The 23,231-nt window shown below is 47.3% G+C and carries 20 protein-coding genes; 17 read left to right on the top strand and 3 right to left on the bottom strand.

Annotation, left to right across the window (positions count from 1 at the left end):
• Positions 1 to 15: 15 nt before the first annotated feature.
• Positions 16 to 867 carry an ATP-grasp domain-containing protein gene (locus FYJ59_RS09290; protein WP_154496592.1) on the bottom strand — a complete coding sequence of 284 codons (852 nt, stop codon included), beginning with the start codon at positions 865 to 867 and terminating at the stop codon, positions 16 to 18.
• A 176-nt stretch (positions 868 to 1,043) separates the two neighbouring features.
• Here FYJ59_RS09290 and FYJ59_RS09285 point away from each other — a divergent pair, with 176 nt between their 5' ends.
• The 11 genes from FYJ59_RS09285 to FYJ59_RS09235 all read left to right on the top strand — a co-directional run bounded on the left by FYJ59_RS09285 (position 1,044) and on the right by FYJ59_RS09235 (position 15,801).
• On the top strand, positions 1,044 to 1,622 hold the full coding sequence (locus FYJ59_RS09285; protein ID WP_022153634.1) for a xanthine phosphoribosyltransferase: 579 nt from the start codon (positions 1,044 to 1,046) through the stop codon (positions 1,620 to 1,622).
• A gap of 171 nt (positions 1,623 to 1,793) precedes the next feature.
• Positions 1,794 to 3,065 carry a BMP family ABC transporter substrate-binding protein gene (locus FYJ59_RS09280; protein WP_154496591.1) on the top strand — a complete coding sequence of 424 codons (1,272 nt, stop codon included), beginning with the start codon at positions 1,794 to 1,796 and terminating at the stop codon, positions 3,063 to 3,065.
• A 181-nt stretch (positions 3,066 to 3,246) separates the two neighbouring features.
• Complete coding sequence (locus FYJ59_RS09275; protein WP_154496590.1) at positions 3,247 to 4,791, top strand: ABC transporter ATP-binding protein; 1,545 nt, start codon at positions 3,247 to 3,249, stop codon at positions 4,789 to 4,791.
• Positions 4,775 to 5,878 carry an ABC transporter permease gene (locus FYJ59_RS09270; protein ID WP_154496589.1) on the top strand — a complete coding sequence of 368 codons (1,104 nt, stop codon included), beginning with the start codon at positions 4,775 to 4,777 and terminating at the stop codon, positions 5,876 to 5,878. Before FYJ59_RS09275 ends, FYJ59_RS09270 begins: the two co-directional genes overlap by 17 nt.
• A 2-nt stretch (positions 5,879 to 5,880) precedes the next feature.
• Entirely contained in the window at positions 5,881 to 6,882 is a 1,002-nt protein-coding gene (locus FYJ59_RS09265; RefSeq protein WP_154496588.1) for an ABC transporter permease, read from the top strand.
• Positions 6,883 to 6,961: 79 nt separating this feature from the next.
• Positions 6,962 to 7,447 carry a cytidylate kinase-like family protein gene (locus tag FYJ59_RS09260; RefSeq protein ID WP_154496587.1) on the top strand — a complete coding sequence of 162 codons (486 nt, stop codon included), beginning with the start codon at positions 6,962 to 6,964 and terminating at the stop codon, positions 7,445 to 7,447.
• A 450-nt stretch (positions 7,448 to 7,897) separates the two neighbouring features.
• The gene (locus FYJ59_RS09255) at positions 7,898 to 9,904 is read left to right on the top strand and encodes a 2-isopropylmalate synthase (RefSeq protein WP_154496586.1); all 2,007 of its coding nucleotides are present in this window, start codon (positions 7,898 to 7,900) and stop codon (positions 9,902 to 9,904) included.
• Between the two features lie 433 nt (positions 9,905 to 10,337).
• A complete protein-coding gene (locus FYJ59_RS09250) occupies positions 10,338 to 11,501 on the top strand; it encodes a galactokinase (protein ID WP_118550730.1) in 1,164 nt (387 codons plus the stop codon).
• 80 nt (positions 11,502 to 11,581) lie between these two features.
• Positions 11,582 to 13,084: a UDP-glucose--hexose-1-phosphate uridylyltransferase gene (gene galT / locus FYJ59_RS09245; protein ID WP_154496585.1), complete on the top strand. Its 1,503-nt coding sequence runs from the start codon at positions 11,582 to 11,584 to the stop codon at positions 13,082 to 13,084.
• Between the two features lie 88 nt (positions 13,085 to 13,172).
• A complete protein-coding gene (locus FYJ59_RS09240; RefSeq protein ID WP_154496584.1) occupies positions 13,173 to 14,972 on the top strand; it encodes a B12-binding domain-containing radical SAM protein in 1,800 nt (599 codons plus the stop codon).
• Positions 14,973 to 15,054: 82 nt separating this feature from the next.
• Positions 15,055 to 15,801 carry a 3'-5' exonuclease gene (locus tag FYJ59_RS09235; protein WP_154496583.1) on the top strand — a complete coding sequence of 249 codons (747 nt, stop codon included), beginning with the start codon at positions 15,055 to 15,057 and terminating at the stop codon, positions 15,799 to 15,801.
• On the opposite strand, the gene FYJ59_RS09230 is transcribed toward FYJ59_RS09235, so the two are convergent.
• Positions 15,743 to 16,375: a tetratricopeptide repeat protein gene (locus FYJ59_RS09230; RefSeq protein WP_154496582.1), complete on the bottom strand. Its 633-nt coding sequence runs from the start codon at positions 16,373 to 16,375 to the stop codon at positions 15,743 to 15,745. The two genes, FYJ59_RS09235 and FYJ59_RS09230, sit on opposite strands and share 59 nt — an antisense overlap.
• A gap of 217 nt (positions 16,376 to 16,592) precedes the next feature.
• Here FYJ59_RS09230 and FYJ59_RS09225 point away from each other — a divergent pair, with 217 nt between their 5' ends.
• The 6 genes from FYJ59_RS09225 (at position 16,593) to FYJ59_RS09200 (ending at position 21,975) form a co-directional block, all read left to right on the top strand.
• Entirely contained in the window at positions 16,593 to 18,068 is a 1,476-nt protein-coding gene (locus tag FYJ59_RS09225) for a VanW family protein (protein ID WP_154496581.1), read from the top strand.
• A 10-nt stretch (positions 18,069 to 18,078) separates the two neighbouring features.
• Positions 18,079 to 19,113: an AIR synthase-related protein gene (locus FYJ59_RS09220; protein WP_154496580.1), complete on the top strand. Its 1,035-nt coding sequence runs from the start codon at positions 18,079 to 18,081 to the stop codon at positions 19,111 to 19,113.
• 64 nt (positions 19,114 to 19,177) lie between these two features.
• Complete coding sequence (locus FYJ59_RS09215) at positions 19,178 to 19,660, top strand: Lrp/AsnC family transcriptional regulator (RefSeq protein WP_022153616.1); 483 nt, start codon at positions 19,178 to 19,180, stop codon at positions 19,658 to 19,660.
• Positions 19,657 to 20,835 carry an aminotransferase class I/II-fold pyridoxal phosphate-dependent enzyme gene (locus FYJ59_RS09210; protein WP_154496579.1) on the top strand — a complete coding sequence of 393 codons (1,179 nt, stop codon included), beginning with the start codon at positions 19,657 to 19,659 and terminating at the stop codon, positions 20,833 to 20,835. The genes FYJ59_RS09215 and FYJ59_RS09210 overlap by 4 nt, the downstream gene beginning before the upstream one ends.
• A 75-nt stretch (positions 20,836 to 20,910) precedes the next feature.
• Complete coding sequence (locus FYJ59_RS09205) at positions 20,911 to 21,408, top strand: tRNA (cytidine(34)-2'-O)-methyltransferase (protein WP_154496578.1); 498 nt, start codon at positions 20,911 to 20,913, stop codon at positions 21,406 to 21,408.
• Between the two features lie 81 nt (positions 21,409 to 21,489).
• Positions 21,490 to 21,975, top strand: coding sequence for a gamma carbonic anhydrase family protein (locus FYJ59_RS09200; protein WP_154496577.1), 486 nt, complete (start codon positions 21,490 to 21,492; stop codon positions 21,973 to 21,975).
• Here FYJ59_RS09200 and FYJ59_RS09195 read toward each other — a convergent pair.
• A complete protein-coding gene (locus FYJ59_RS09195) occupies positions 21,972 to 23,171 on the bottom strand; it encodes a DUF438 domain-containing protein (RefSeq protein ID WP_154496576.1) in 1,200 nt (399 codons plus the stop codon). The two genes, FYJ59_RS09200 and FYJ59_RS09195, sit on opposite strands and share 4 nt — an antisense overlap.
• Positions 23,172 to 23,231: the final 60 nt, after the last annotated feature.

The following is a 23,231-nucleotide window of genomic DNA, read 5'->3' as shown; positions in this document are numbered from 1 at the left end:
TATGAGATGAGTTCCTTATGCAAAGTCTGATCGTATTGTTTCCATAACTTTTGCTGCAACATTAATACCGGAGGCTTTTTCAATGCCTTCCAGTCCCGGCATAACATTGATTTCGCAAAAATAGGGTTTTTCTCTGCCAAAAAGCAGATCAATTCCCAGAAAATCCAGTCCGGTCTGCTCGTAAATATCTGCGGCTATGGCACGGATGCCAGACGTGACAGGGTAAGGCTCTACCGAAGCGCCCAGAGCTACATTTGCACGGAAATCCCCCTGGGATCTGCGCTGCATACAGGCAACGGCTTCTCCGCGGATGCTGTAAAATCGCAGATCTCTGCCGTAGCTTTCCGAGATAAATTCTTCGAAGAGCCATTCCTTGGATGAAGGGTAGTTAAGAGAGAGTTCCTCATAAGAAGCTTTATCCCGGATGCAGACGATTTCCTCGCCCATGGAGCTTTCCAGTCCTTTACCGACAAAAGGAAGCCCCAGTTGTTCTACAATAGAAGAAAAAGGCAACAGTGAAGTTCCCAGAAGATATTTCGGGATCAGAAAGGCTTCGGAATGAAGCCTTCGTACCTGTTCAAATTTATTAATATAGATATTATAAGCAGTTAAAGGATTATAGCTTCGGGTGGCAAGTGCATTTATAGCATCCTTTTCCCGCCCCCATTTATAGCGGTTGATGACAAAATCCACGGGTTCCAGTATTTTACCATGATTTATAACACCATGCGGAGAGACCATAGTATCGTGGATCCCTACAATCCGCAGATCCATATCCAGGGCAGAAGCTTCCTGTACCAGACGATTGCAGGTATAAGCGTTGGTCATAGCATTATATTTTTCTATGATATATCCTCTGATAGGCATAAGGCACCTCGTAATTTCAGTATTCTCATGGTTAACATAGCAAAATGTAATCAAAATAGCAAGAAATATAGTTCTTCTATTGAAAAAGGAGCAATATCCTGCGTATAATAAGAGATATAAAAGCCTAAAGTACTACCACAGAATATATTAAGTAGAAACAAAAGAGGAGACATACAATGAAATTACTCGAAGAGCGCATTCGCAAAGACGGTACAGTAAAAGCAGGGAATGTATTAAAAGTAGATTCTTTTCTGAATCATCAGATGGACATTGATCTGTTCAATGAAATGGGAAAAGAGTGGGCGCGTCTGTTCGCAGACCGTAAGATTACGAAGATCCTGACTGTGGAGGCTTCCGGTATCGGCATCGCCTGTGTGGCAGCCCAGCATTTTCATGTGCCGGTGGTATTTGCAAAAAAGTCCCAGTCCGTAAATATTGACGGTGAAGTATATTCCACCAAGATCGAATCCTTTACGCATAAGAGAGTATATGACGTGATCGTCTCCAAAAAATTCCTGCATCCGGAAGATCATATTCTGATCATTGATGATTTCCTGGCCAACGGATGCGCACTGGAGGGTTTGATCGACATTGTCAATAAAGCGGGAGCTTCTGTAGAGGGTGTCGGCATTGCCGTTGAGAAGGGATTCCAGAAGGGCGGCGACCTGATCCGTTCCAAGGGTATCCGTGTAGAGTCGCTCGCTATTGTGGAAAGCATGGATGACAAGACCGGAGAGATCACATTTCGGTCTTGACAAAAAGTCAGACAAATGCTTATACTGACTAATGTTGAGAGAGTACAATAAAGGGGTCGTATGAAGGTGTCATACCCCCTTTTTGTGTTGACTCACCGGTTTATCTGCAGATCTGTGCCCGCGCTGCTACATGGATCTGTAACTAAGCAGCAGCGCAGAAAGAGGAGAATTATGAAAAAGAAAGTCGTAAGTTTACTCGCAGCTATGGCTCTCGCAGTTACTGCTCTGGCAGGATGCGGATCCAATAACGCAGCTACCACCGGCACAGATGCTGCAACTGTTGCAGCTACTACTGAGGCAGCAGCTACTACTGAAGCAGCTGGCGAAGCTGTCAGTGGTGTAAAGGCAGGTTTTATTTTCCTGCATGATGAGAACTCTACTTATGATCTGAACTTCCTGAACGGAGCAAAGGCAGCTTGTGAGAAGCTTGGCATTGAGTACATGACCAAGACCAACATTCCTGAAGGACAGGAAGCTTATGAAGCAGCTTGTGAGCTTGCTGATGCAGGCTGTAATTTCATTTTTGCAGACAGCTTTGGACATGAGGACTACATCATCGAGGCTGCTAAGGAGTATCCCGATGTTCAGTTCAGCCATGCAACAGGAACCAAGGCTCATACCGAGGGTCTGGACAACTTCCACAATGCATTTGCTTCCATCTATGATGGTCGTTACCTTGCAGGTATCGTTGCAGGCATGAAGCTGAATGAGATGATCGCTAATGGTGATATTACCGAGGATCAGGCTAAGATGGGTTATGTAGGTGCTTATACTTATGCAGAAGTTATGTCCGGTTATACATCCTTCTTCCTGGGCGCTCGTTCCGTATGCCCCAGCGTTACCATGGATGTAACCTTTACCGGTTCCTGGTACGATGAGACCGCTGAGAAGGAAGCAGCTAACAAGCTGATCGAGGGCGGATGTGTACTGATCAGCCAGCATGCAGACTCCATGGGTGCGCCTACCGCATGTGAGACCGCAGGTGTTCCCAATGTATCTTACAACGGAAGCACTGAGGCAGCCTGCCCCAATACCTTCCTGGTATCTTCCAGAGTTAACTGGGAGCCTTACTTTGAGTATGCTATTAAATGTGTAGCAGATGGAACTCCTATCAATACCGATTGGTGTGGTACTCTGGAGACCGGCTCTGTAGAGCTGAGCGATCTTGGTGCTGCTGTAGCAGAAGGTACCGCAGAAGCAGTAGAAGCTGCAAAGGCTGATCTGATCGCAGGCAAGACTCATGTATATGATATCACCACCTTTACTGTAGACGGCAAGACCCTGGACAGCTATGAAGCTGATATCGATACCGATCCTGATTATACTCCCGACCATGAGGTAGTAAGTGACGGATACTTCCATGAGTCCGATGTTGCATTCCGTTCCGCTCCTTACTTTAATGTAAGAATTGATGGAATCAACCTGTTGGATGAGCAGTATTAATTGACTTATTGAAATAGCCCGGACGGCGCAGCGTTTATCGCCGCGCCGCCCTTTTTCTACCTTATGGATCTTTTGTTTGTTGTGGATGGATGAGGTAGAAAAGGGGCGGCCAGTGTGCTTATGCCAGGTATTAGAAGACCTGAAAATTGCAGGTCGTGGATAAATTGGAAAGGTGACTAGGATGGAAAAAGAGACAAAAGTAGCTGCGGTTTCGATGAAAAACATTACCAAGACTTTTGGATCCGTGATTGCCAATGATAAGGTAAATCTGGATATCTATAAGGGTGAGATATTATCACTGCTTGGGGAAAACGGCAGCGGTAAGACGACACTGATGAATATGCTCTCCGGTATTTATTTTCCGGATGAGGGACAGATCTTTATTAACGGTAAGGAAGAGGTCATCAAATCCCCCAAGGATGCGTTACGGCTGGGAATCGGTATGGTGCATCAGCATTTTAAGCTGATCGATGTACTTTCCGCTACCGAGAATATCATCCTGGGTCTGGAAGGCAGGCTTAATATCAAGGAGGCTTCCCGTAAAATAGAGGAGATCTGTGACAAATACGGTTTTGAAGTAGATCCGAAGCAGAAAATCTATGATATGACGGTATCCCAGAAGCAGACCGTAGAGATTGTAAAGGTGCTGTATCGTGGTGCGGATATACTGATCCTGGATGAGCCTACCGCTGTACTGACACCGCAGGAGACAGAGAAGCTCTTTAACGTTCTCCGGAAAATGAGAGATGACGGCAAGGCTATTGTCATTATTACCCATAAAATGCATGAAGTGGAATCTCTGTCCGACAGGGTGGCTGTGCTTCGTAACGGTCAGTATTTTGGAAGCATGCTGACAAAGGATACCACCGTTACGGAAATGACCAATATGATGGTGGGACATGCGGTTACTTTGAATATTGTCAGACCGGAACCTGTGAATCCGAAGCCCCGTATCGAAGTACAGGGACTGACTGTACGTAACGAAGAAGGTATCGTTAAGCTCAAGGACGTCTCCTTTACCGCCAACAGTGGTGAGATCCTGGGAATCGCCGGTATCTCCGGCTGTGGACAGAAGGAGCTTTTGGAAGCCATTGCAGGTCTGCAGGTAACAGAAGCCGGCACGATCAGTTATGTGGAAGATGATGGAAGTAAGGAAATGCTGATCGGCAAGGATCCGTTGAAGATCGCAGAGATGGGTGTATCACTTTCTTTTGTACCGGAGGATCGTCTTGGCATGGGCCTGGTAGGCAATATGGATCTAACCGATAATATGATGTTACGTTCCTTCCGACAGGGACATACACCGTTTACGAACCGAAAGCCTTCCAAACAGCTTGCAACTGATGTGGTAGAAAATCTGGAGGTTGTAACCCCGGGTATCACCACTCCGGTACGCAGATTGTCCGGTGGTAATGTACAGAAGGTTCTCGTTGGAAGAGAGATTGCGTCTGCACCTACCGTACTGTTGACGGCTTATGCGGTACGTGGACTGGATATTAATTCTTCGTATACTATATATGACCTGATCAATGAACAGAAGAAAAAGGGCGTTGCCGTGATTTTCGTAGGTGAGGATCTGGATGTGCTGATGGAGCTGTCCGACCGTATCATGGTATTGTGCGGCGGAGAAGTGAGCGGTATTCTGGATGCGAGAAAGACAGACAAAAATGAGGTCGGTATGCTGATGACCAGAGTAGGAGGCAAAGAACATGAAGGAAAAGAATAAAGAGCCTTTGTTTCATATCGTAAAAAGAGATGCGCTTCCCTGGTATAAATCTCTGGGTATTCGATTTTTGGCAATCCTGCTGGCACTGATCCTGTGCGGTATCATTACGACGATCACCACGGGAATCAATCCTTTACAGGTATATCAGTCCATCGTTCTGGGTGCTTTCGGATCCGTCCGCAAGACCTGGGTCACTTTTCAGAATATAGCGATCCTGCTTTTGATCGCATTGGCATTGACTCCGGCATTTAAGATGAAATTCTGGAATATCGGCGGTGAGGGACAGGTGCTGATCGGTGGGCTGGTAGCAGCAGCCAGTATGATCTGTCTGGGAGATAAGCTTCCGAACGCAGTTGTGATCCTGTGCATGATCGTGGCAAGTCTGGCAGCAGGAGCCATCTGGGGCTTCATTCCCGCATTTTTCAAGGCGAAATGGAATACCAATGAGACGCTGTCTACGCTGATGATGAACTACATAGCTACTCAGTTGGTGGCATTTTATACGATAGTATGGGAGGTTCCCAAGGGATCCGGTAAGATCGGTATCATCAACCAGAACACCAATGTGGGCTGGCTACCGCAGATCTTCGGTTCCAAATATCTGTTAAGTATTGTAGTGGCAGTAGTGATCACGATATTTATGTATGTATATTTGAACTACAGTAAGCAGGGATATGAGATCTCTGTTGTGGGTGAGAGCGAAAATACTGCAAAATATGTGGGTATCAAGGTAGAAAAAGTCATTATCCGTACCATGCTGTTGTCCGGTGCTCTCTGCGGACTGGTAGGCCTGCTTCTGGTAGGAGGCATCAATCATACTGTGACTACCACGATTGCAGGTGGACAGGGATTTACCGCTGTACTGGTATCCTGGATGTCCAAGTTCAATCCTCTGACCATGGTATTCTCCAGCTTCCTGATCATATTCATGAATCGCGGAGCCAGTGAGATCTCTACCAATTTCGGATTGAATCATTCTTATTCCGATATTCTGACAGGTATTATCCTGTTCTTTATCATCGGCTGTGAGTTCTTCATTACTTACAGACTGCAGTTCCGTAAAAAAGCAGAAAAGGAGGAACAGTAAGCATGTGGTCATTTTTACTTGCATTTATTCCGAGAGCAATCGTACAGGGAATTCCTCTGTTATACGGGAGTACCGGTGAGATCATCACGGAGAAGTCCGGTAATCTGAATCTGGGAATCCCCGGCGTCATGTATGTGGGAGGTATCTGTGGTGTCATCGGATCTTTCTTCTATGAGAGATCAGCAGGAGACGCGGCGAACATGAATGGGTTTCTTGCCATTGCGATTCCGATGCTCTGCTGCTTGTTAGGATCCCTGTTGATGGGATTGCTGTACTGCTTCCTGACTGTCACCCTGCGGGCGAACCAGAACGTGACCGGTCTGGCAATGACCACCTTCGGTGTTGGCTTCGGTAACTTCTTCGGCGGATCCCTGATCAAGCTGGTAAACAGTGATGTACCTTCCATTGCACTGTCTGCTACCAGCAGTTATTTCAGTAAGTCGCTTCCTTTTGCGGGAAAATTTGGCTGGTTTGGTAAGCTGTTTTTATCCTATGGATTCCTGGCTTATTTGGCAGTGATCATTGCGTTTGCGGCATCGTATGTTCTGAGTCATACCAGAACCGGACTGCACTTAAGAGCAGTCGGTGAGGGTCCCAATACCGCAGATGCAGCCGGTATCAACGTATCCCGGTACAAATACATCGCTACCTGCGTGGGATGTATGATCGCAGGTCTGGGCGGACTGTACTATGTAATGGATTATGCCTGCGGTGTCTGGTCCAACGATGCGTTCGGTGACAGAGGCTGGCTTGCCATTGCACTGGTCATCTTCACTATCTGGAGACCGAATATCAGCGTATTTGCTTCTTTCCTGTTCGGTGGTCTGTATATTCTGTATCTGTATCTGCCCACCGGTATCGAGCATATGGAGTACCAGGAGCTGTATAAGATGATCCCTTATGTCGTGACCTTACTGGTACTGGTCATTACCAGTATGCGGAGCAAGAGAGAGAATCAGCCCCCCGCAAGTCTGGGACTGGCGTACTTCAGAGAAGAGAGATAATAACTGCAGAAAACATCCCTCTTGCAAATTCAGAGTCTTTATCATAAAATGAGTGTACCTTACAAAGGAGGTGCTTACGATGAACCTTGTAATTACTATCAGCCGAAGATTCGGAACAGGAGCCAGTCTGATCGCACAGGAGCTGTCTGAGAAGCTGGGAGTGCCGGTATATGATAAGGCGTACATAGAGCATGAACTGGATGGTGACAGTTATGCTACGGAAGCGGAGGTCATTAAGGGTCTGGCAGAACATCCCTGTATTATTCTGGGACGCTGTGCATCTGAGATCCTGAAGGATCAGCCGAATGTATTTAACGTGTATGTGTGCGCGGATAAGGAAGATCGTATTGAACGTATCATGAAGAAGGAAAGCCTTCCCCACGATGAGGCAAAAGAAATGCTTGAGAAAAATGATGCGGAGCGCGCCGACTATTATTATGAAAATACCGGTAAAGTGTGGGGTGATGTGAATAATTATCATATGATCCTCGATACCACCAAACTGGGAATCGAAAATTGTGCGGATATCCTGATCCGGTATTTTGAAAGAGTGGAAATTATTTGACAGCCCGGAATGCGAATGGGCGTTACGATTTCGAGAGTATACAGTACGAAGAAATCGTTTAGGATATAAATGGAGAATAGACTATAAACAGATGCCCGACACGGACATCTGTTTTTTTGTGAAAAACATTTTAAACACAGTAATAAAATTAATCAATTATACAACATTATAAAATTAAAAGTATGGTTTTAAATATAACAAAAAATGATATATACAATTGAAAATTTTAATCAAATAATAAAAAGGAATAATCACTGAATAAAATAGCCTTTTTCTTGAATTTATAGGTATATGACAAAAATGTCACATTAAAATACATCAATTAATAAGATAAGAATATATCTTGCTTACAGAAATTATGAGTGTTAAGATAATGCAATCAGATAAGTGAAAATAGTAAAAACAGCAGGTTTTGAAAATAAAAAGTAATCATACGGCAGGAGGATTTCCATGAACAGCGCAGACATTGCAGCAAAATATCAGAAAACTTATTTTATGCCCCCCGAGGTGACCTACGACTGGGTAAAAAAGGACAGTATTACCAAGCCCCCTATCTGGTGCAGCGTTGACTTAAGAGACGGCAACCAGGCATTGATCGATCCCATGAGTCTGGAAGATAAGCTGGAATTCTTCAAGATGTTGGTAAAGATCGGTTTCAAGGAGATCGAGGTTGGTTTTCCCGCTTCCTCCGATACGGAGTACAATTTTATCCGTGCATTAATTGAGCGCGACATGATCCCGGAGGATGTGACTATTCAGGTATTGACGCAGGCGAGAGAGCATATCATCCGCAAGACCTTCGAAGCAGTCAAGGGTGCGCCCCACGCAGTGATCCATCTGTATAATTCTACTTCCGTAGAGCAGAGAGAACAGGTATTTAAGAAGGACAAGGAAGCTATTAAGAAGCTGGCGGTAGACGGTGCCCGGATGTTAAAGAATCTGGCAGATGAGACCGAAGGTAACTTCACCTTTGAGTACAGTCCGGAGAGCTTTTCCCAGACAGAGGTGGATTATGCGCTGGAAGTCTGCAATGCGGTACTGGAGGTATGGAAACCCACCGCTGATCGCAAGGCTATCATCAATCTGCCTACCACCGTACAGGTGGCAATGCCCCATGTATTTGCCTGTCAGGTAGAATATATGCACAAGCATTTGAAATATCGTGATAATGTAGTACTCAGCGTACATCCCCATAACGACAGAGGCTGCGGTATCAGCGATGCGGAGTTCGGCGTACTGGCCGGAGCAGATCGTGTGGAAGGTACTTTGTTCGGCAATGGCGAACGTACCGGTAATGTGGATCTGGTAACCGTTGCACTGAACATGATGTGCCACGGTGTGGACAGCGGACTGGATTTCTCTCATATTATGGAGATCCGTGAAGCTTATGAGAATTTCACCGGTATGAAGGTGCATGAGAGAGTTCCTTATGCGGGAGATCTGGTATTTACCGCATTTTCAGGTTCCCATCAGGATGCCATCAGTAAAGGTATGGCATGGCAGAAGGAAGGCAGGACCGGCAAGCGCTGGGACATTCCCTATCTGCCTATCGATCCTGCGGATGTGGGAAGAGAGTACGAATCCGATGTTATCCGTATCAACAGTGTATCCGGTAAGGGCGGCGTAGCATTCGTATTGAAACAGCAGTTTGGTTTCTCACTGCCTGCAGCCATGAAGGAAGAAGTCGGCTACCTGGTAAAGGGTATCTCCGACAGACGTCATCAGGAATTACTTCCCAAGGAGATCTACGCGATCTTCGAGGAAAATTATATTTATCCCCGCAGCATCTTCAATGTTCCGGAGTGCCACTTCAAGCAGGAGAACGGCATTCAGGCAGAGGTGACCATCGAGCAGGGCGGCGCTTCCAGAACCATTACCACCATGGGTAACGGACGTCTTGACGCAGTCAGCAATGCTATTAAGACATACTTCGGTATTACCTATGAACTGTCTGTTTACGAAGAGCATGCGATTTCCAGAGGTTCCAACTCTAAGGCAGCTACCTATGTAGGCATCGTCCATGACGGTAAGGTCTACTGGGGTGTCGGTGTGGATGAAGATATCATCAAGAGTTCCATCGCAGCATTGGTATCCGCTGTGAACAAGCTGGCAGCAGAGCAGCATATTACCTCCGGCAGAGAGGAGCGGATCGTGGAGATCATCAGTTTCATCCAGAAGAACTACGTTGATGTAACACTGGATATGCTGGTAGATACCTTCCATCTCTCCAAGCCGTATTTGTCCAAATACATTAAGGAAAAGGCAGGCATGACCTTCCAGGAGGTTGTAAGGGAAGAACGCATGAAGAAGGCAAGAATGCTCTTGAAGGAGACCAATCAGACGGTGGAGACCATAGCAGCCAATGTCGGTTACGAGAATGTGGAGCACTTTAACCGCCTGTTCAAAAAGGCTTATGATATGACTCCGGTACAGTATCGGAAACAGAGTGCGGAATAAAGTACGCCCGGGAACTGCGCCATGCACATTCGTAGACGCGCTGCGTCTACTTCATGTACGGTTGTCGCCGTATAAAGACAAAAAGAAAGATACACCTTTGTGAGCTAGCTGCAAGAAGCTACGCCATGCGCATTCGCAGGCGCTAAAGCACCTGCTTCATGTACGGCTGTCGCCGTATAAAAATAAAAAAGAATCAACACCTTCACGAGCAAGCTCTCACGGTGTTGGTTCTTTTTATTTTTGCATGGCTTGTAGCTTTTAACATAATGACAGGTCTGAAAAACAAAAATAGGTAGAAATATTTGTTTTTTTCGATTATGATGAAAACATAGAGCAAGAGAATTCGTATCGCGGCATCAGCCGGAGCGACAAGAGTAAGAACATATAAATGGATGGGGCTTACACTGTAAGCAGATAGGAGCAGAAAATGAAAATGAAAGAGACGATTCTGAAGACTTTCGCAGAAGTATTTGGAGATGCAGAAGGTGCCAAGGCTTATTTTGCACCGGGACGTGTGAATCTGATCGGTGAACATACCGACTATAACGGCGGACATGTATTTCCCTGTGCACTGACCATTGGTACTTACGGTGTGGCAAGAAAAAGAAACGATAATAAGTTGCGCTTCTATTCCATGAATTTCGAACATCTGGGTGTGATCGAGTCTTCTCTGGATGACCTGGTACCCAGCAAGGAAGCGAATTGGACCAATTATCCCAAGGGAGTGATCTGGGCTTTCGGCGAGAAGGGCATGAAAGTGACTTCCGGTATGGATCTGCTGTTGAACGGTAATATCCCTAACGGTTCCGGACTTTCTTCTTCCGCTTCCGTAGAAGTGCTGACCGGCTACATCCTGAGGGATTTCTTCGGCTTTGACGTGACCAACCAGGATCTTGCGCTGATCGGACAGTTCTCCGAGAACAAATACAACAAGGTAAACTGTGGTATCATGGATCAGTTTGCCATTGCCATGGGTAAAAAAGAGAACGCAATTTTCCTGGATACTGCAACTTTGGAGTATGAGTATGCACCGATCCATCTGGAGAATGCGAAGATCGTGATCGCATGCAGTAATAAAAAGAGAGGCCTGGGAGATTCCAAGTACAATGAGCGCCGCAGCGAGTGTGAGACTGCACTGGCAGAGCTTCAGCAGGTAGTGAAGATCAAGACGCTGGGCGACCTGGATGAGGAGACCTTCGAGAAGTTCAAAGCTATTATCAAGAGTGATGTCCGCAGAAAGCGTGCAAAGCATGCAGTATATGAGAACCAGAGAACGATCCGTGCGGTAGAAGCGCTGAAGAACAATGATGTGAAGCTGTTTGGCGAGCTGATGAACGCATCCCACGTATCCCTGCGGGATGATTATGAAGTAACCGGTATCGAGCTGGATACTCTGGTAGAGGAAGCATGGAAGGTAGACGGTGTCATTGGATCCCGTATGACCGGTGCCGGCTTCGGCGGATGTACCGTAAGCATTGTAAAGGATGAAGCTATTGATACCTTTATTGAGCAGGTAGGCAAAGCATACAAGGAAAAGATCGGCTATGCGGCTGATTTCTATGTAGTAGAGATCGGTGACGGCCCTCAGACCCTGTAAGAAAAGTAAGGTTCCTACGCAAACAGAAAGTGAGTGCCGCGGAAGCTGTCCGAATGGTCCTGCGGCAGAATGGAGAAAAAATGGATATTCAGGTATTAATTCGTAAATTAGTATCCTACGGAGTACAGACAGGACTGGTTCCGGAGGAAGATGTGATCTATACCACCAACCGTCTGTTGGAGCTGTTTGAACTGGATGAGCTGGAAGACCGTGACAATGTGACCATGCGCGAGGATGAACTGGAAGAGGTTCTGAAGGGCATGCTGGATTACGCTTATGAAAAAGGCATTCTCAAGGAGAACAGCGTGGTATACCGCGATCTTTTCGATACGAAGATCATGAGCATGCTGATGCCCAGACCCAGTGAAGTGATCCGTCATTTCCATGAACTATACGAGCAGGTATCTCCTGAGGCAGCTACCGACTATTATTATAAATTAAGCAGAGATTCCGACTATATCCGCCGCTATCGTATCTGCAAGGATATGAAATGGGTGGCTCCCACCAAATATGGCGATCTGGATATTACTATCAACCTGTCCAAGCCCGAGAAGGATCCTAAAGCTATCGCCGCAGCAAAGCTGGCAAAGCAGTCCGGTTATCCGAAATGCCTGTTGTGCCGTGAAAATGAGGGTTATGCAGGCCGTGTGAACCATCCTGCCCGTCAGAACCACCGTATCATTCCGGTGACCATTAACGGCAGTCAGTGGGGATTCCAGTATTCTCCGTATGTATATTATAATGAGCACTGCATCGTATTTAACTCTCAGCATGTGCCTATGAAGATTGAGCATGCGACCTTCTGTAAGCTGTTTGATTTCGTAAAGCAGTTCCCTCATTATTTTGTGGGTTCCAATGCGGATCTGCCCATCGTAGGCGGCTCCATCTTAAGCCACGATCATTTCCAGGGTGGCCATTACGAGTTTGCCATGGCGAAAGCTCCGGTAGAGAGAACGTTCTCCGTAGCCGGTTTCGAGGATGTGGATGCCGGTATCGTGGCATGGCCCATGTCTGTCATCCGTCTCAGCGGTACGGATACTGACCGTATCATTGCACTGGCAGATGTAATCCTGAACAAGTGGAGAGAATATACGGATGAAGAGGCATTTATCTATGCCTACACCGATAACGAGCCTCATAACACCATCACTCCCATTGCAAGAAAGAGAGGAGACAAGTTCGAACTGGATCTGGTGCTGCGTAACAATATCACCACAGAGGAGCATCCGCTGGGAGTCTATCATCCCCATGCAAAGCTGCATCATATCAAAAAAGAGAATATCGGCCTGATCGAGGTTATGGGTCTGGCAGTACTGCCTGCCCGCCTGAAGGGCGAGATGGCGCATCTGAAGGAAGCAATCCTCGCCGGTAAAGACTTAAGAGCTGATGAGGAACTGGCAAAGCATGCAGACTGGGTAGACGAGTTCCGTCCGAAATACGATGCCATCACTGCTAAGAACATCGACGGTATCGTAGAGAAGGAGATCGGTCTGGTATTCATGCAGGTATTGGAAGATGCCGGTGTCTACAAGAGAACTGAGGAAGGCCAAAAGGCGTTCGACCGTTTTGTTAAAAGCTTATGATCAAATTTTGTTGAATGTTTGTTGTACATTTGTTGAGAGGAAAAGGAATTGTGGTGACACAATTCTTTTTTCTTAGTATAATAATCTCATGAAATTCTTATTAACAGCTATTAATGCAAAATTCATACATTCCAATCCCGCTATTTACAGCCTGCGGGCCGGTGTGGGAGAAAAGTTACAGCCTTATGTGGAACTGGCGGAATTCACCATCAATGAATCCCTGGAAAGTATTCTGGAGGGGATCTGGAAGCGTCAGCCCAAGGTAATAGGATTTTCCTGTTATATCTGGAACTGGAAGCTGATCCGGGAACTTCTGACAGAACTGCCGAAGATCCTGCCGGATACGGAGATCTGGCTGGGAGGACCGGAGGTGACTTATGATGGACCGGGGCTTTTAAGAGAGTTTCCTCAGGTTACCGGAATTATGGTGGGAGAAGGAGAAGTCACCTTCCGGGAAGTACTGGACCACTATGTGCGGGAAGCAGAAAGCACCGGACAGTCCGAACAGCAACCCGAACCTGACAGCATAGAACAGCAGGCAGCAGATCGAACGGGAACGGTTGCAGGAAAGTCTGTGGCAGAGCGCTTTGGACAGATCCCCGGCCTGTGTCTTGCCTCTGGTTATACGGCACCACGAGAACTGACGGATCTGACTATGCTTCCTTTTCTCTATGAGGATATGGAGCCTTTTACGAATCGTATCATCTATTATGAGACCAGCAGAGGATGCCCTTACCGGTGCAGCTATTGCCTGTCCTCCATAGATAAGAAAGTGAGACTACGTGACATAGATGTCGTAAAAAGAGAACTGCAGTTTTTTCTGGATCAAAACGTAAAACAGGTGAAGTTCATTGACCGGACGTTCAATTGTGATCACAAACATGCCATGGAGATATGGGAGTATATTTACAAACATGACAATGGCGTCACCAACTTCCATTTCGAGATTTCCGCGGACATTTTGCGCGAAGAAGAGATTGCATTGTTGAACCGCTTCCGTCCGGGACTGGCACAGCTGGAGATCGGGGTACAGTCTACGAATCCGGAGACAATAAGAGCCATTCACCGCGTCATGAATGTGGACAGGCTGGAGAAAATTGTAGCGGCCATTCACAGAGGACAGAATATTCATCAACATCTGGATCTGATCGCGGGTCTTCCTTATGAAGATTATGAGAGCTTCGGCAGATCCTTTGACAGGGTGTATGCAATGCAGCCGGAGCAGTTACAGTTAGGATTCCTGAAGGTATTAAAGGGATCCGATATGCATGAGCACGCACAGGAGTATGGAATTCGCTATCTGGAACAGCCTCCCTATGAAGTGTTGTATACGAACTGGATCAGCTATGGAGAGATCCGGAGACTGAAACGGATCGAAGAGATGGTAGAGCTGTATTATAACAGTGGCCAGTTCACTCATACCCTGCCTGTATTGGAAAAAGCATTTTCCGGTCCGTTTGCCATGTATGAGGCACTGGCGGATTATTATCAGGAACAGGGATATTTTACGAACAGTCCGGCCAGAGCTTACCGGTATCAGATCTTATTGGAGTTCGCAGCGATGAAAGATCCGGCCAACCGTGAGATTTACAGAGAACTTCTGACGTATGATATGTACCTTCGGGAGAACCTGAAGAGCAGGCCTGCGTTTGCGGCAGAGATCACGGAAGAGGAAAAACAGGATATCCGCCGTTTTTACCAGACAGAAGAGCAGGAGAGACATTATCTTTCTGCCTATGATCAGTATGACTGGAAACAGCTAAGCCGAATGACACACTTGGAACCGTTCCGATATCCGCAACCTCATTATGTTCTGTTTGACTATCAGGAACGGAATCCGCTCAATTATGAAGCTAAGGTACAAGTGATCGCGAATCCAATATTATAAGTACAGGAGAAGACCGGTTCATAAAAATTGAGGTATGCAGTCAGAATATATCAGAAGTACTGCGGAAGGATAAGAGAATAGTATGTATGACACTTATGTCAGTATAGATTTGGAGACCACGGGACTGAATCCCAAGAGAGATCGGATCATAGAGATCGGAGCAATCCGTGTGGAGCAGGGACAGATTGTGGAAGAATTTTCTACGTTTGTGGATCCGGGGCGGAAATTGGAAGAACGGATCACAGAACTTACGGGAATCCGGAACAAAGACCTTGAGGATGCACCTCAGCTGGATGAGGTTTTCCCAAAATTATTGGAATTTATGGGAGAATTACCGTTGCTGGGACACAGCATTTTGTTTGATTATTCTTTTTTGAAAAAAGCAGCAGTGGACCGGAAGATTACTTTTGAGAGATCGGCGGTGGACACTTTGCAGATTGCCCGGAAATATCTGCAGGAACTGCCTCATCGTAATCTGGGGTATCTGTGTCAGTATTATGAGATCCCGCATCATGCACACCGGGCTCTGGAGGATGCGAAAGCAACGGACCGGTTGTTCCGAAAGCTGATAGAACTGTTTTACAGGGAGGAAACCGGTGGACAGGCATCAACAGAAGCAGTCGGAAAATCGGCAAAGAATAATTTATTTGAGCCGCAGCCATTACATTTTCAGGTAAAAAGAGATACGCCCGCGACGAAACCGCAAAAAGAGCGGTTATATCGTCTGGCAGAGCAGCATAAGATAACTTTGGAGGTCGATGTGGAAAAGCTTACCCGCAGTGAGGCGAGCAGGCTTGCGGATAAGATTCTTGCAAAGTACGGACGATAGAATTACGCAAAGCGGAACGCAGCCCTTCCGCACGGTGGATCAGATCGGCAATTTTGTCATATTCCTTCCGGCCGGCATAGATTTTAGCCAGCGCATAGTAAGTATGGCTGACGTCGGTGCCGATGGAGACGGCATACGCGAGAACCGTTTCCGCATCATCTGTCAGACCGGAATCCAGAAGCAGATCGGCCCATTGCTGCAGAGTACGTACTAATACAGTGTAATTCTGATCGTATTGGGACAGCGGTGTAATGTTCGCAGCGCCGTATTCCAGTTTCAGATCTGTGTTGGTGAAGCCTGTGAGATTTACGATCGGCTGTGTAGACAGAGAAGTAAGGAGACTACGGTATTCTTCGGCGCTTTCGTTGTCCGGAAGAGCATCCATGGGAAGCTTATCCAGGGGGATTTTTACATAGTCCAGATCATCCAGAGGCTTTTTGCGGACGGAGTTGGCTTTCCGCTCTCTGGCCCAGAACTCTTTTTCCCTGTTTTCCGCGATGCGCTGTTGGCGTTTGGTAGCATGTGCCACTACGGCAATCAGTATGATTAAACTTGCCAAAATCTTTAAACTCATATATAATATCCTTTCAGAGTAAAAGTGATTTTTGAAGCATTTATGGAGGTTTTACCATGTTTAATATGAATAATAAAAAAGTAAAACAGCGAATCTCCGCAGCTATCATTGTGCTGCTTGTGATTGCTATGATCGTACCTACTATAACATCTATTTTTTACTAATTCAACTGCGGATGGAACAGTAGACGTGCCCGAAGGAAGGGTAGAGGAGTATTATGAAAAAATATCGTAAGGGATTTTACGGCATTCTGTTATTGACTTTGACGATGCTGTTCGGAATGACAGCGCAGGCCAAGACAGATGATACAATTAAGACAGGAATTTATGCCGGGGATGTGGAACTGTCCGGAATGACGGCACAGGAAGCAACAGCGGTTATCGAAGAACATATCGAAAGTCTGAAGGATGTGGAGATCACACTGCTTGCGGCAAATGATCATGATGTGACCACCACAGCCGGAGATCTGGGTGTGACCTGGAAGAATCCGGAACTGGTGCAGGAAGCGTTGGAACTGGGGACACATGGAAATGTTATTGAGCGTTACAAGACCCTGATGGATCTGCAGCATGAAAATTACGTATATCCCATTGAACTGGATTTTGACTTACAGGCGATCAACGATCTGCTGACCAGATGCACCAAGTATGATCAGGAAGCCATCAACGTCTCTCTGAAGAGGGACGGCGGTAAATTTACCGTGGTGGAAGGTCAGACCGGATATGTGCTGGATGTAGAGAAATCTATCGATGCGGTATATGACTATCTGACAGAAGAGTGGAATCATGAGGCCTGCAGTATTCCTTTGGAAATCGTAGTGGATGAGCCGAAGGGAAGTGCTGAGGAACTGGCACAGGTAACGGATGTACTGGGAAGCTTTACCACATCTTATAAGACATCCGGATCCTCCAGAAGTGCAAATGTGGCGAATGGCTGCAGTCTGATCAACGGAACGACCCTGTATCCGGGAGAAGAATTCTCTACATATAAGACGGTATCTCCTTTTTCCGTGGCGAACGGCTATTACATGGCGGGCTCTTATGTCAGCGGAAAAGTGGTAGACAGTCTGGGCGGCGGTATCTGCCAGGTATCCACGACCCTGTACAATGCAGTATTACGTGCGGAGCTGGAAGTAACGGAACGTTATAATCATTCCATGATCGTAGGCTATGTAGATCCTTCCGCAGATGCAGCGATCGCAGAGAGCTCCGGCAAAGACTTTAAGTTTGTAAACAATACAGATGCACCCATCTACATAGAAGGCTATACGCATGACAAGCAGATCACATTCAACATCTATGGCAAGGAGAGCAGAGCTGCCGGACATTCGGTGCGTTATGAAAGTGAAGTGCTGGAGACGATCACACCCCCTGCGGATCAGATCTATGCTGATGCCGGTCAGCCCATCGGTTATATCGTAACCGAGAGTGCGCATATCGGATATAAGGCAAGACTGTGGAAGATCACGATGGAAAACGGTGTAGAGGTCAGCAGAGAGCAGGTCAACAGCAGTACTTATAAGATGGTGCCCCGAAGTGCTACTGTGGGAACCGCTACCTCGGATCCCCAGGCATATGAAGAGATCATGGCAGCTATCAGTACAGCGAACATTGATCATGTGAAAAATGTGGCAGCAGCGTTAAACGCAAGAGCAGCAGCGGCTGCTGGGCAGACAGAAATCGTAGACGACTAAAGGTGAGACAATGAACAGCGGCAAGGTACCCGTGAACGTCCTGAAACGTTCCGTTCTCAGACAATTGAAAAATAAAAGGACAGAAATAGCAGATAGCGCAGGTCTGGGGGCAGACTGCGCTGTTTTTGCGCCTTTTTCCAAGGGACAGATGGTAACCTGCGTTCAGGAAGGTGTCGTAGAACTTCAGTGTGAGAACGACCTGGCAGAGGCGGAGAGAGAGGATCTGTCCGTGATGCCGATGCGTCGTATTTTCCAAAAGTGTGCAAACAATCTGGCAGCGGCGGGCGCAGAGCCTGTGGCGGCAGAGCTGGTGATCTTCCTGCCGGAGACGGTGGAGGAGCCGGAGCTGAAGGCATTGATGGAAGAGGCGGAGAAAGCAGCCACAGATCTGAATATCCAGATCATCGGCGGGCAGACCAGAGTAAGCTCTGCGGTAAGACAGCCGATTGCCACGGCAACGGGATACGGTATCCTGAGCGAAGCCGCAGTGACGCAGGCATCCGCAGGGAAAAAGCTGGCGGGTCAGGATATCATTATTACCAAGTGGATCGGCCTGGAGGGTACCGCGGATCTGGCGACCCGGAACCGGGAAAAGCTTCTTGAGAGATACCCGGCGTATCTGGTGGAAGAAGCAGCGGCGTTTGACCGGTATTATTCTATTTTACCGGAGGCCGCTACCGCCGTGAAGTCCGGCGGTTGTACCATGCATGATGTCTCCGAGGGCGGTGTATTTGCAGCGCTGTGGGAGATGGCAGAGGGTGCAGGTGTTGGACTGACAATAGATATGAAGAAGCTTCCTCTCAGACAGGAGACAGTGGAGGTATGTGAATTCTGTAATGTGAATCCGTATGAACTAAGATCCGGCGGCAGCCTGATCATTGCAAATCCGGAGGGAACTGCAGTGGTGGAAGCACTGGCGGCAGAGGGAATTCCGGCAGTGATCGTAGGGAGATTTACAGACAGTAATGAACGACTGATCCTGAACGAGGACGAAGTCCGTTATATGGATCGTCCTCAGAGAGATGAGATTTATAAAGGCGTGTAAAATTCTGAATCCACCCCGTATGTAAGGGAAAATGCAATATAAAAGTTATAAAGGAGATAGTGGCATGAGAGAAGAATTATTAGCGATCATAGAGAAGAACAGCAGGATCGATCTGAAGGAACTGGCAGTGATCCTGGGAGTGGAAGAGATCGATGTGGTAAATGAACTGGCAGCACTGGAAGCAGAGGGGATCATCTGTGGTTATCATACTCTGATCAACTGGGAGAAGACGGATATTGAAAAAGTAAGTGCGCTGATCGAGGTACGTGTAACTCCCCAGAGAGGCCAGGGCTTTGACAGTATTGCAGAGCGTATCTACAAATATCCCGAGGTCCGGAGCGTATATCTGATGTCCGGAGCGTATGATCTGATGGTCATTCTGGAGGGTAAGACCCTGCGGGAGGTATCTAATTTTGTATCTGATAAGCTGTCCACACTGGATTCTGTGCTGAGTACAGCAACGCATTTTATCCTGAAGAAATACAAGGATCACGGAACCGCATTTGCTACGAAAAAAGAAGATGAAAGAGAGATGATCACTCCATGAGAAATCCATTAGCAGATAAAGTAGTGGATATCAAGCCATCGGGTATCCGCAAATTTTTTGACATTGTAAGTGAGATGCAGGATGCCATCTCTCTGGGTGTGGGAGAACCGGATTTTGATACTCCCTGGCACATCCGGGACGAGGGTATCTATTCCCTGGAAAAGGGAAGAACCTTTTATACCTCCAATGCAGGTCTGAAGGATCTGCGTCAGGAGATCTGCAACACGATCCGGAGAAAGCAGGGCGTATCCTATGACTGGCAGCATGAAGTGCTGGTGACAGTCGGTGGCTCTGAGGCAATCGATATCGGGCTGCGTGCCATGTGCAATCCGGGAGATGAAGTCCTGATCCCCCAGCCCAGCTACGTATCCTATGAACCCTGTGCGGTCCTGGCAGGAGCGACTCCGGTGACCATTGACCTGAAGGCAGAGAATGAATTCCGCCTGACAGCAGAGGAGCTGGAGGCAGCCATTACGGACAAGACGAAGGTACTGATCCTTCCGTTTCCCAACAATCCTACGGGAGCCATTATGGAAAAGTCTGATCTCGAGGCTATTGCGAAGATCATTGAGGAGCATGACATTTTTGTCATGTCCGATGAGATCTATTCAGAGCTTACCTATAAAGAGAAGCATGTTTCCATCATCAGCCTGCCCGGCATGAAGGAGAGAACCGTTTATATCAACGGTTTCTCCAAGGCGTATGCCATGACCGGATGGAGGCTGGGATATTGTTGTGGGCCCGCAGCCATTATTCAGCAGATGACGAAGATCCATCAGTTTGCCATCATGTGTGCTCCCACCACCAGCCAGTATGCGGCAGTGGAAGCTTTGAAAAACGGAGATCCCGACATCGAGGAGATGCGTACGGCGTATAATCAGAGAAGACGCTTTTTGATGAATGCGTTCCGTGAGATGGGGCTGGAGTGCTTTGAACCTTACGGTGCATTCTATGTATTCCCCTGCATCAAGGAATTCGGCATGACCAGTGAAGAGTTCGCCACCAGATTCCTGGAGGAAGAAAAAGTAGCTGCCGTGCCCGGAACCGCATTCGGTGACAGTGGCGAGGGGTATCTTAGAATCTCCTATGCGTACTCCCTGGAGAAGCTGAAGACCGCCATCGGAAGACTGGGACATTTTATAGAGAAATTAAGAGCAGAACAAAATAATAAATAAAGCATTCTAAGTAACTATTCGGAACCACAGGTTGTAAGTGGCGCTGAATAGTTACTATGCTGTAGAGGAAAAAATATGCATATTATATTACATCAGCCGGAGATCCCGGCAAACACCGGAAATATCGGAAGAACCTGTGTGGCTACCGGCACCAGCCTGCATCTGATCGAGCCGTTAGGCTTCCGCTTAAATGAAAAAGAGATCAAGAGAGCTGGTATGGACTACTGGCAGCATCTGGATGTCACCAGGTATATGAATTTTCAGGAATTCCGGGAAATGCATCCCGGAGCGAAGATTTGGATGGCAACCACGAAAGCACACCAGACCTACACCGATGTGAAATTCGGACCGGACGACTATATCATGTTTGGCAAGGAGAGCGCCGGAATCCCGGAAGAGATTCTGGTAGAGCATGAAGAGACCTGCATCCGTATCCCTATGCTTCCCGAGATCCGTTCCCTGAATCTGTCCAATTCCGTAGCCATCGTGCTCTACGAGGCACTTAGACAGCAGGGATTTGAAAGCATGCAGAGGGATGGAGAATTGCACAGACTGCACTGGAAGGAATCATAAGACTGTAAAAGGAAAAAATGTGATAAACTGTATGTTATAGGGAAGAAATTGTAACAAAACAGGAACAGGAGCAGAGAATATATGCAGATCCATGATACAGCATTTATAGCTCCCGGTGCGGTGGTGCTGGGAGATGTGACGATCGGAGAAAACAGCGGAATCTGGTACAATGCGGTGGTCCGGGGCGACCGGGACTCCATTGTCATCGGCAGAGAGAGCAATATTCAGGACAATGCAGTAGTGCATCTGGGCAGCGGATATCCGGTGGAGATCGGAGACCATGTGACCATAGGACACGGTGCGATCATCCACGGCTGTAAGATTGGCGATAATACCATGGTCGGTATGGGAGCCATTCTAATGAATGGCTGTAAGATCGGGAAAAACTGCATCATCGGTGCCGGAGCACTGGTGACACAGAACGTGGAAATTCCGGATAATTCACTGGTCATCGGCAACCCCGGGAAAGTAAAACGTGCTGTTACCGAAGAAGAGATCCGGTGGAATCTGAAAAACGCACGTATTTATGTAGAGGAAGCACAAGAAGAGAAAAGAGCACTGTCCTAGCGGAAGTGCTCTTTTGCAAACTCCATGTCCTGTACCAGTTCCAGCGTTCCCAGATATTGCTCCTGCTTATCCCGGACGGCATAATAAGTCACTAAGAAAGTCCGGCCGTCCTTGTCTATCCAGACCGGTACCTGGTCCAGATTCCCTGCGCGGAATTCTCCGATAATGCGGCGAACCCGTTCTTCGATCTTAGGCGGGTGACAGGTGAAGACCTCCCGGCCCAATGCCATACCGGGACGCTTGAATACCTTGGGACCTTCGTTGAAGTAGCGATTGATATTATCGATATCTATGAAAGAGATCTCCAAAGGAATCGTATTCAACATGGCGGTCAGCTGCGATAGGGTCAGACTGCCGCCGGGGAGGTGGATTCTGGTCTCGCTATCTGTAAAAGCATGTTCCGCAGACATGGTGTCAGCCGTAGAGGCAGTGTCGGCCAGATGTGCTTCCGCAGCCTCCCAACTGTCACCCCGGATACCGAAGCATTCCGCATAATCTTTGGCATCCCGGTAGATGTGATACCATTCCTCCTCCGAGAAATTCAGTGCGCAGTTGGGGAAGAGGATATTGGATTCCTTGTAGATCATTTCTTCCATGCGGGTCAATACGGCGTTCAAACGTTGTTTCCATGCATCGGTTTCTTTTTGGTCTCTTTGTTTTGCAAGGGCATTCAGTTCATCTCGGATCTCATCATCCACTGTCCACATGACCGCAGAGGGACCGCTGATCCCATATTGCACCTTCAAATGTGGATAAAGTAAGTCTCCTTTTCTGGCATAGTGGATAGCGATCTGACGCAGCTCATTTAACAATCCGTCATTCATTGTTCCATTTTCCAGAGCCTGCTTCGCGCGGGCAATCAGCTTTTCCAGTGCTGCATTTTCCAGCGTAAAAGTCTGTATGGGATGTCCGGAGATCTGGATCAGGGCGGCAGCAGCAGAGAGACGCTGATCTTTCATGTTTTCGACATTGGCGATTTTTTCCTCTGTGGTGGAGCCATGGAACAAGGCGGAATGCACATCACAGAGCCGCTGCAATTCTTCGATGGAAGTACCCTCCCGCAGCAGCTCCTGCTCGGCATGCATGATTTCGGCAGGATCTGCATCCTTACATTCCCGGACGAAATCTGCCTGGACGCTTTCCAAAGTTTCTCCATTATTTAAACGTTGTAAGTAAGACTTGATCTGATCTTTCATATAAAAATTCCTCCGGAACCAGTATGCCCCGGAGGAATTTTTGCTATTCGTTAATTATCT

Source organism: Waltera intestinalis (assembly GCF_009695995.1).
Classification (GTDB): Bacteria; Bacillota; Clostridia; order Lachnospirales; family Lachnospiraceae; genus Acetatifactor; species Acetatifactor intestinalis.
Note: the sequence above shows the minus strand (reverse complement) of the source record. Positions and strands in the feature narration are given on the sequence as shown.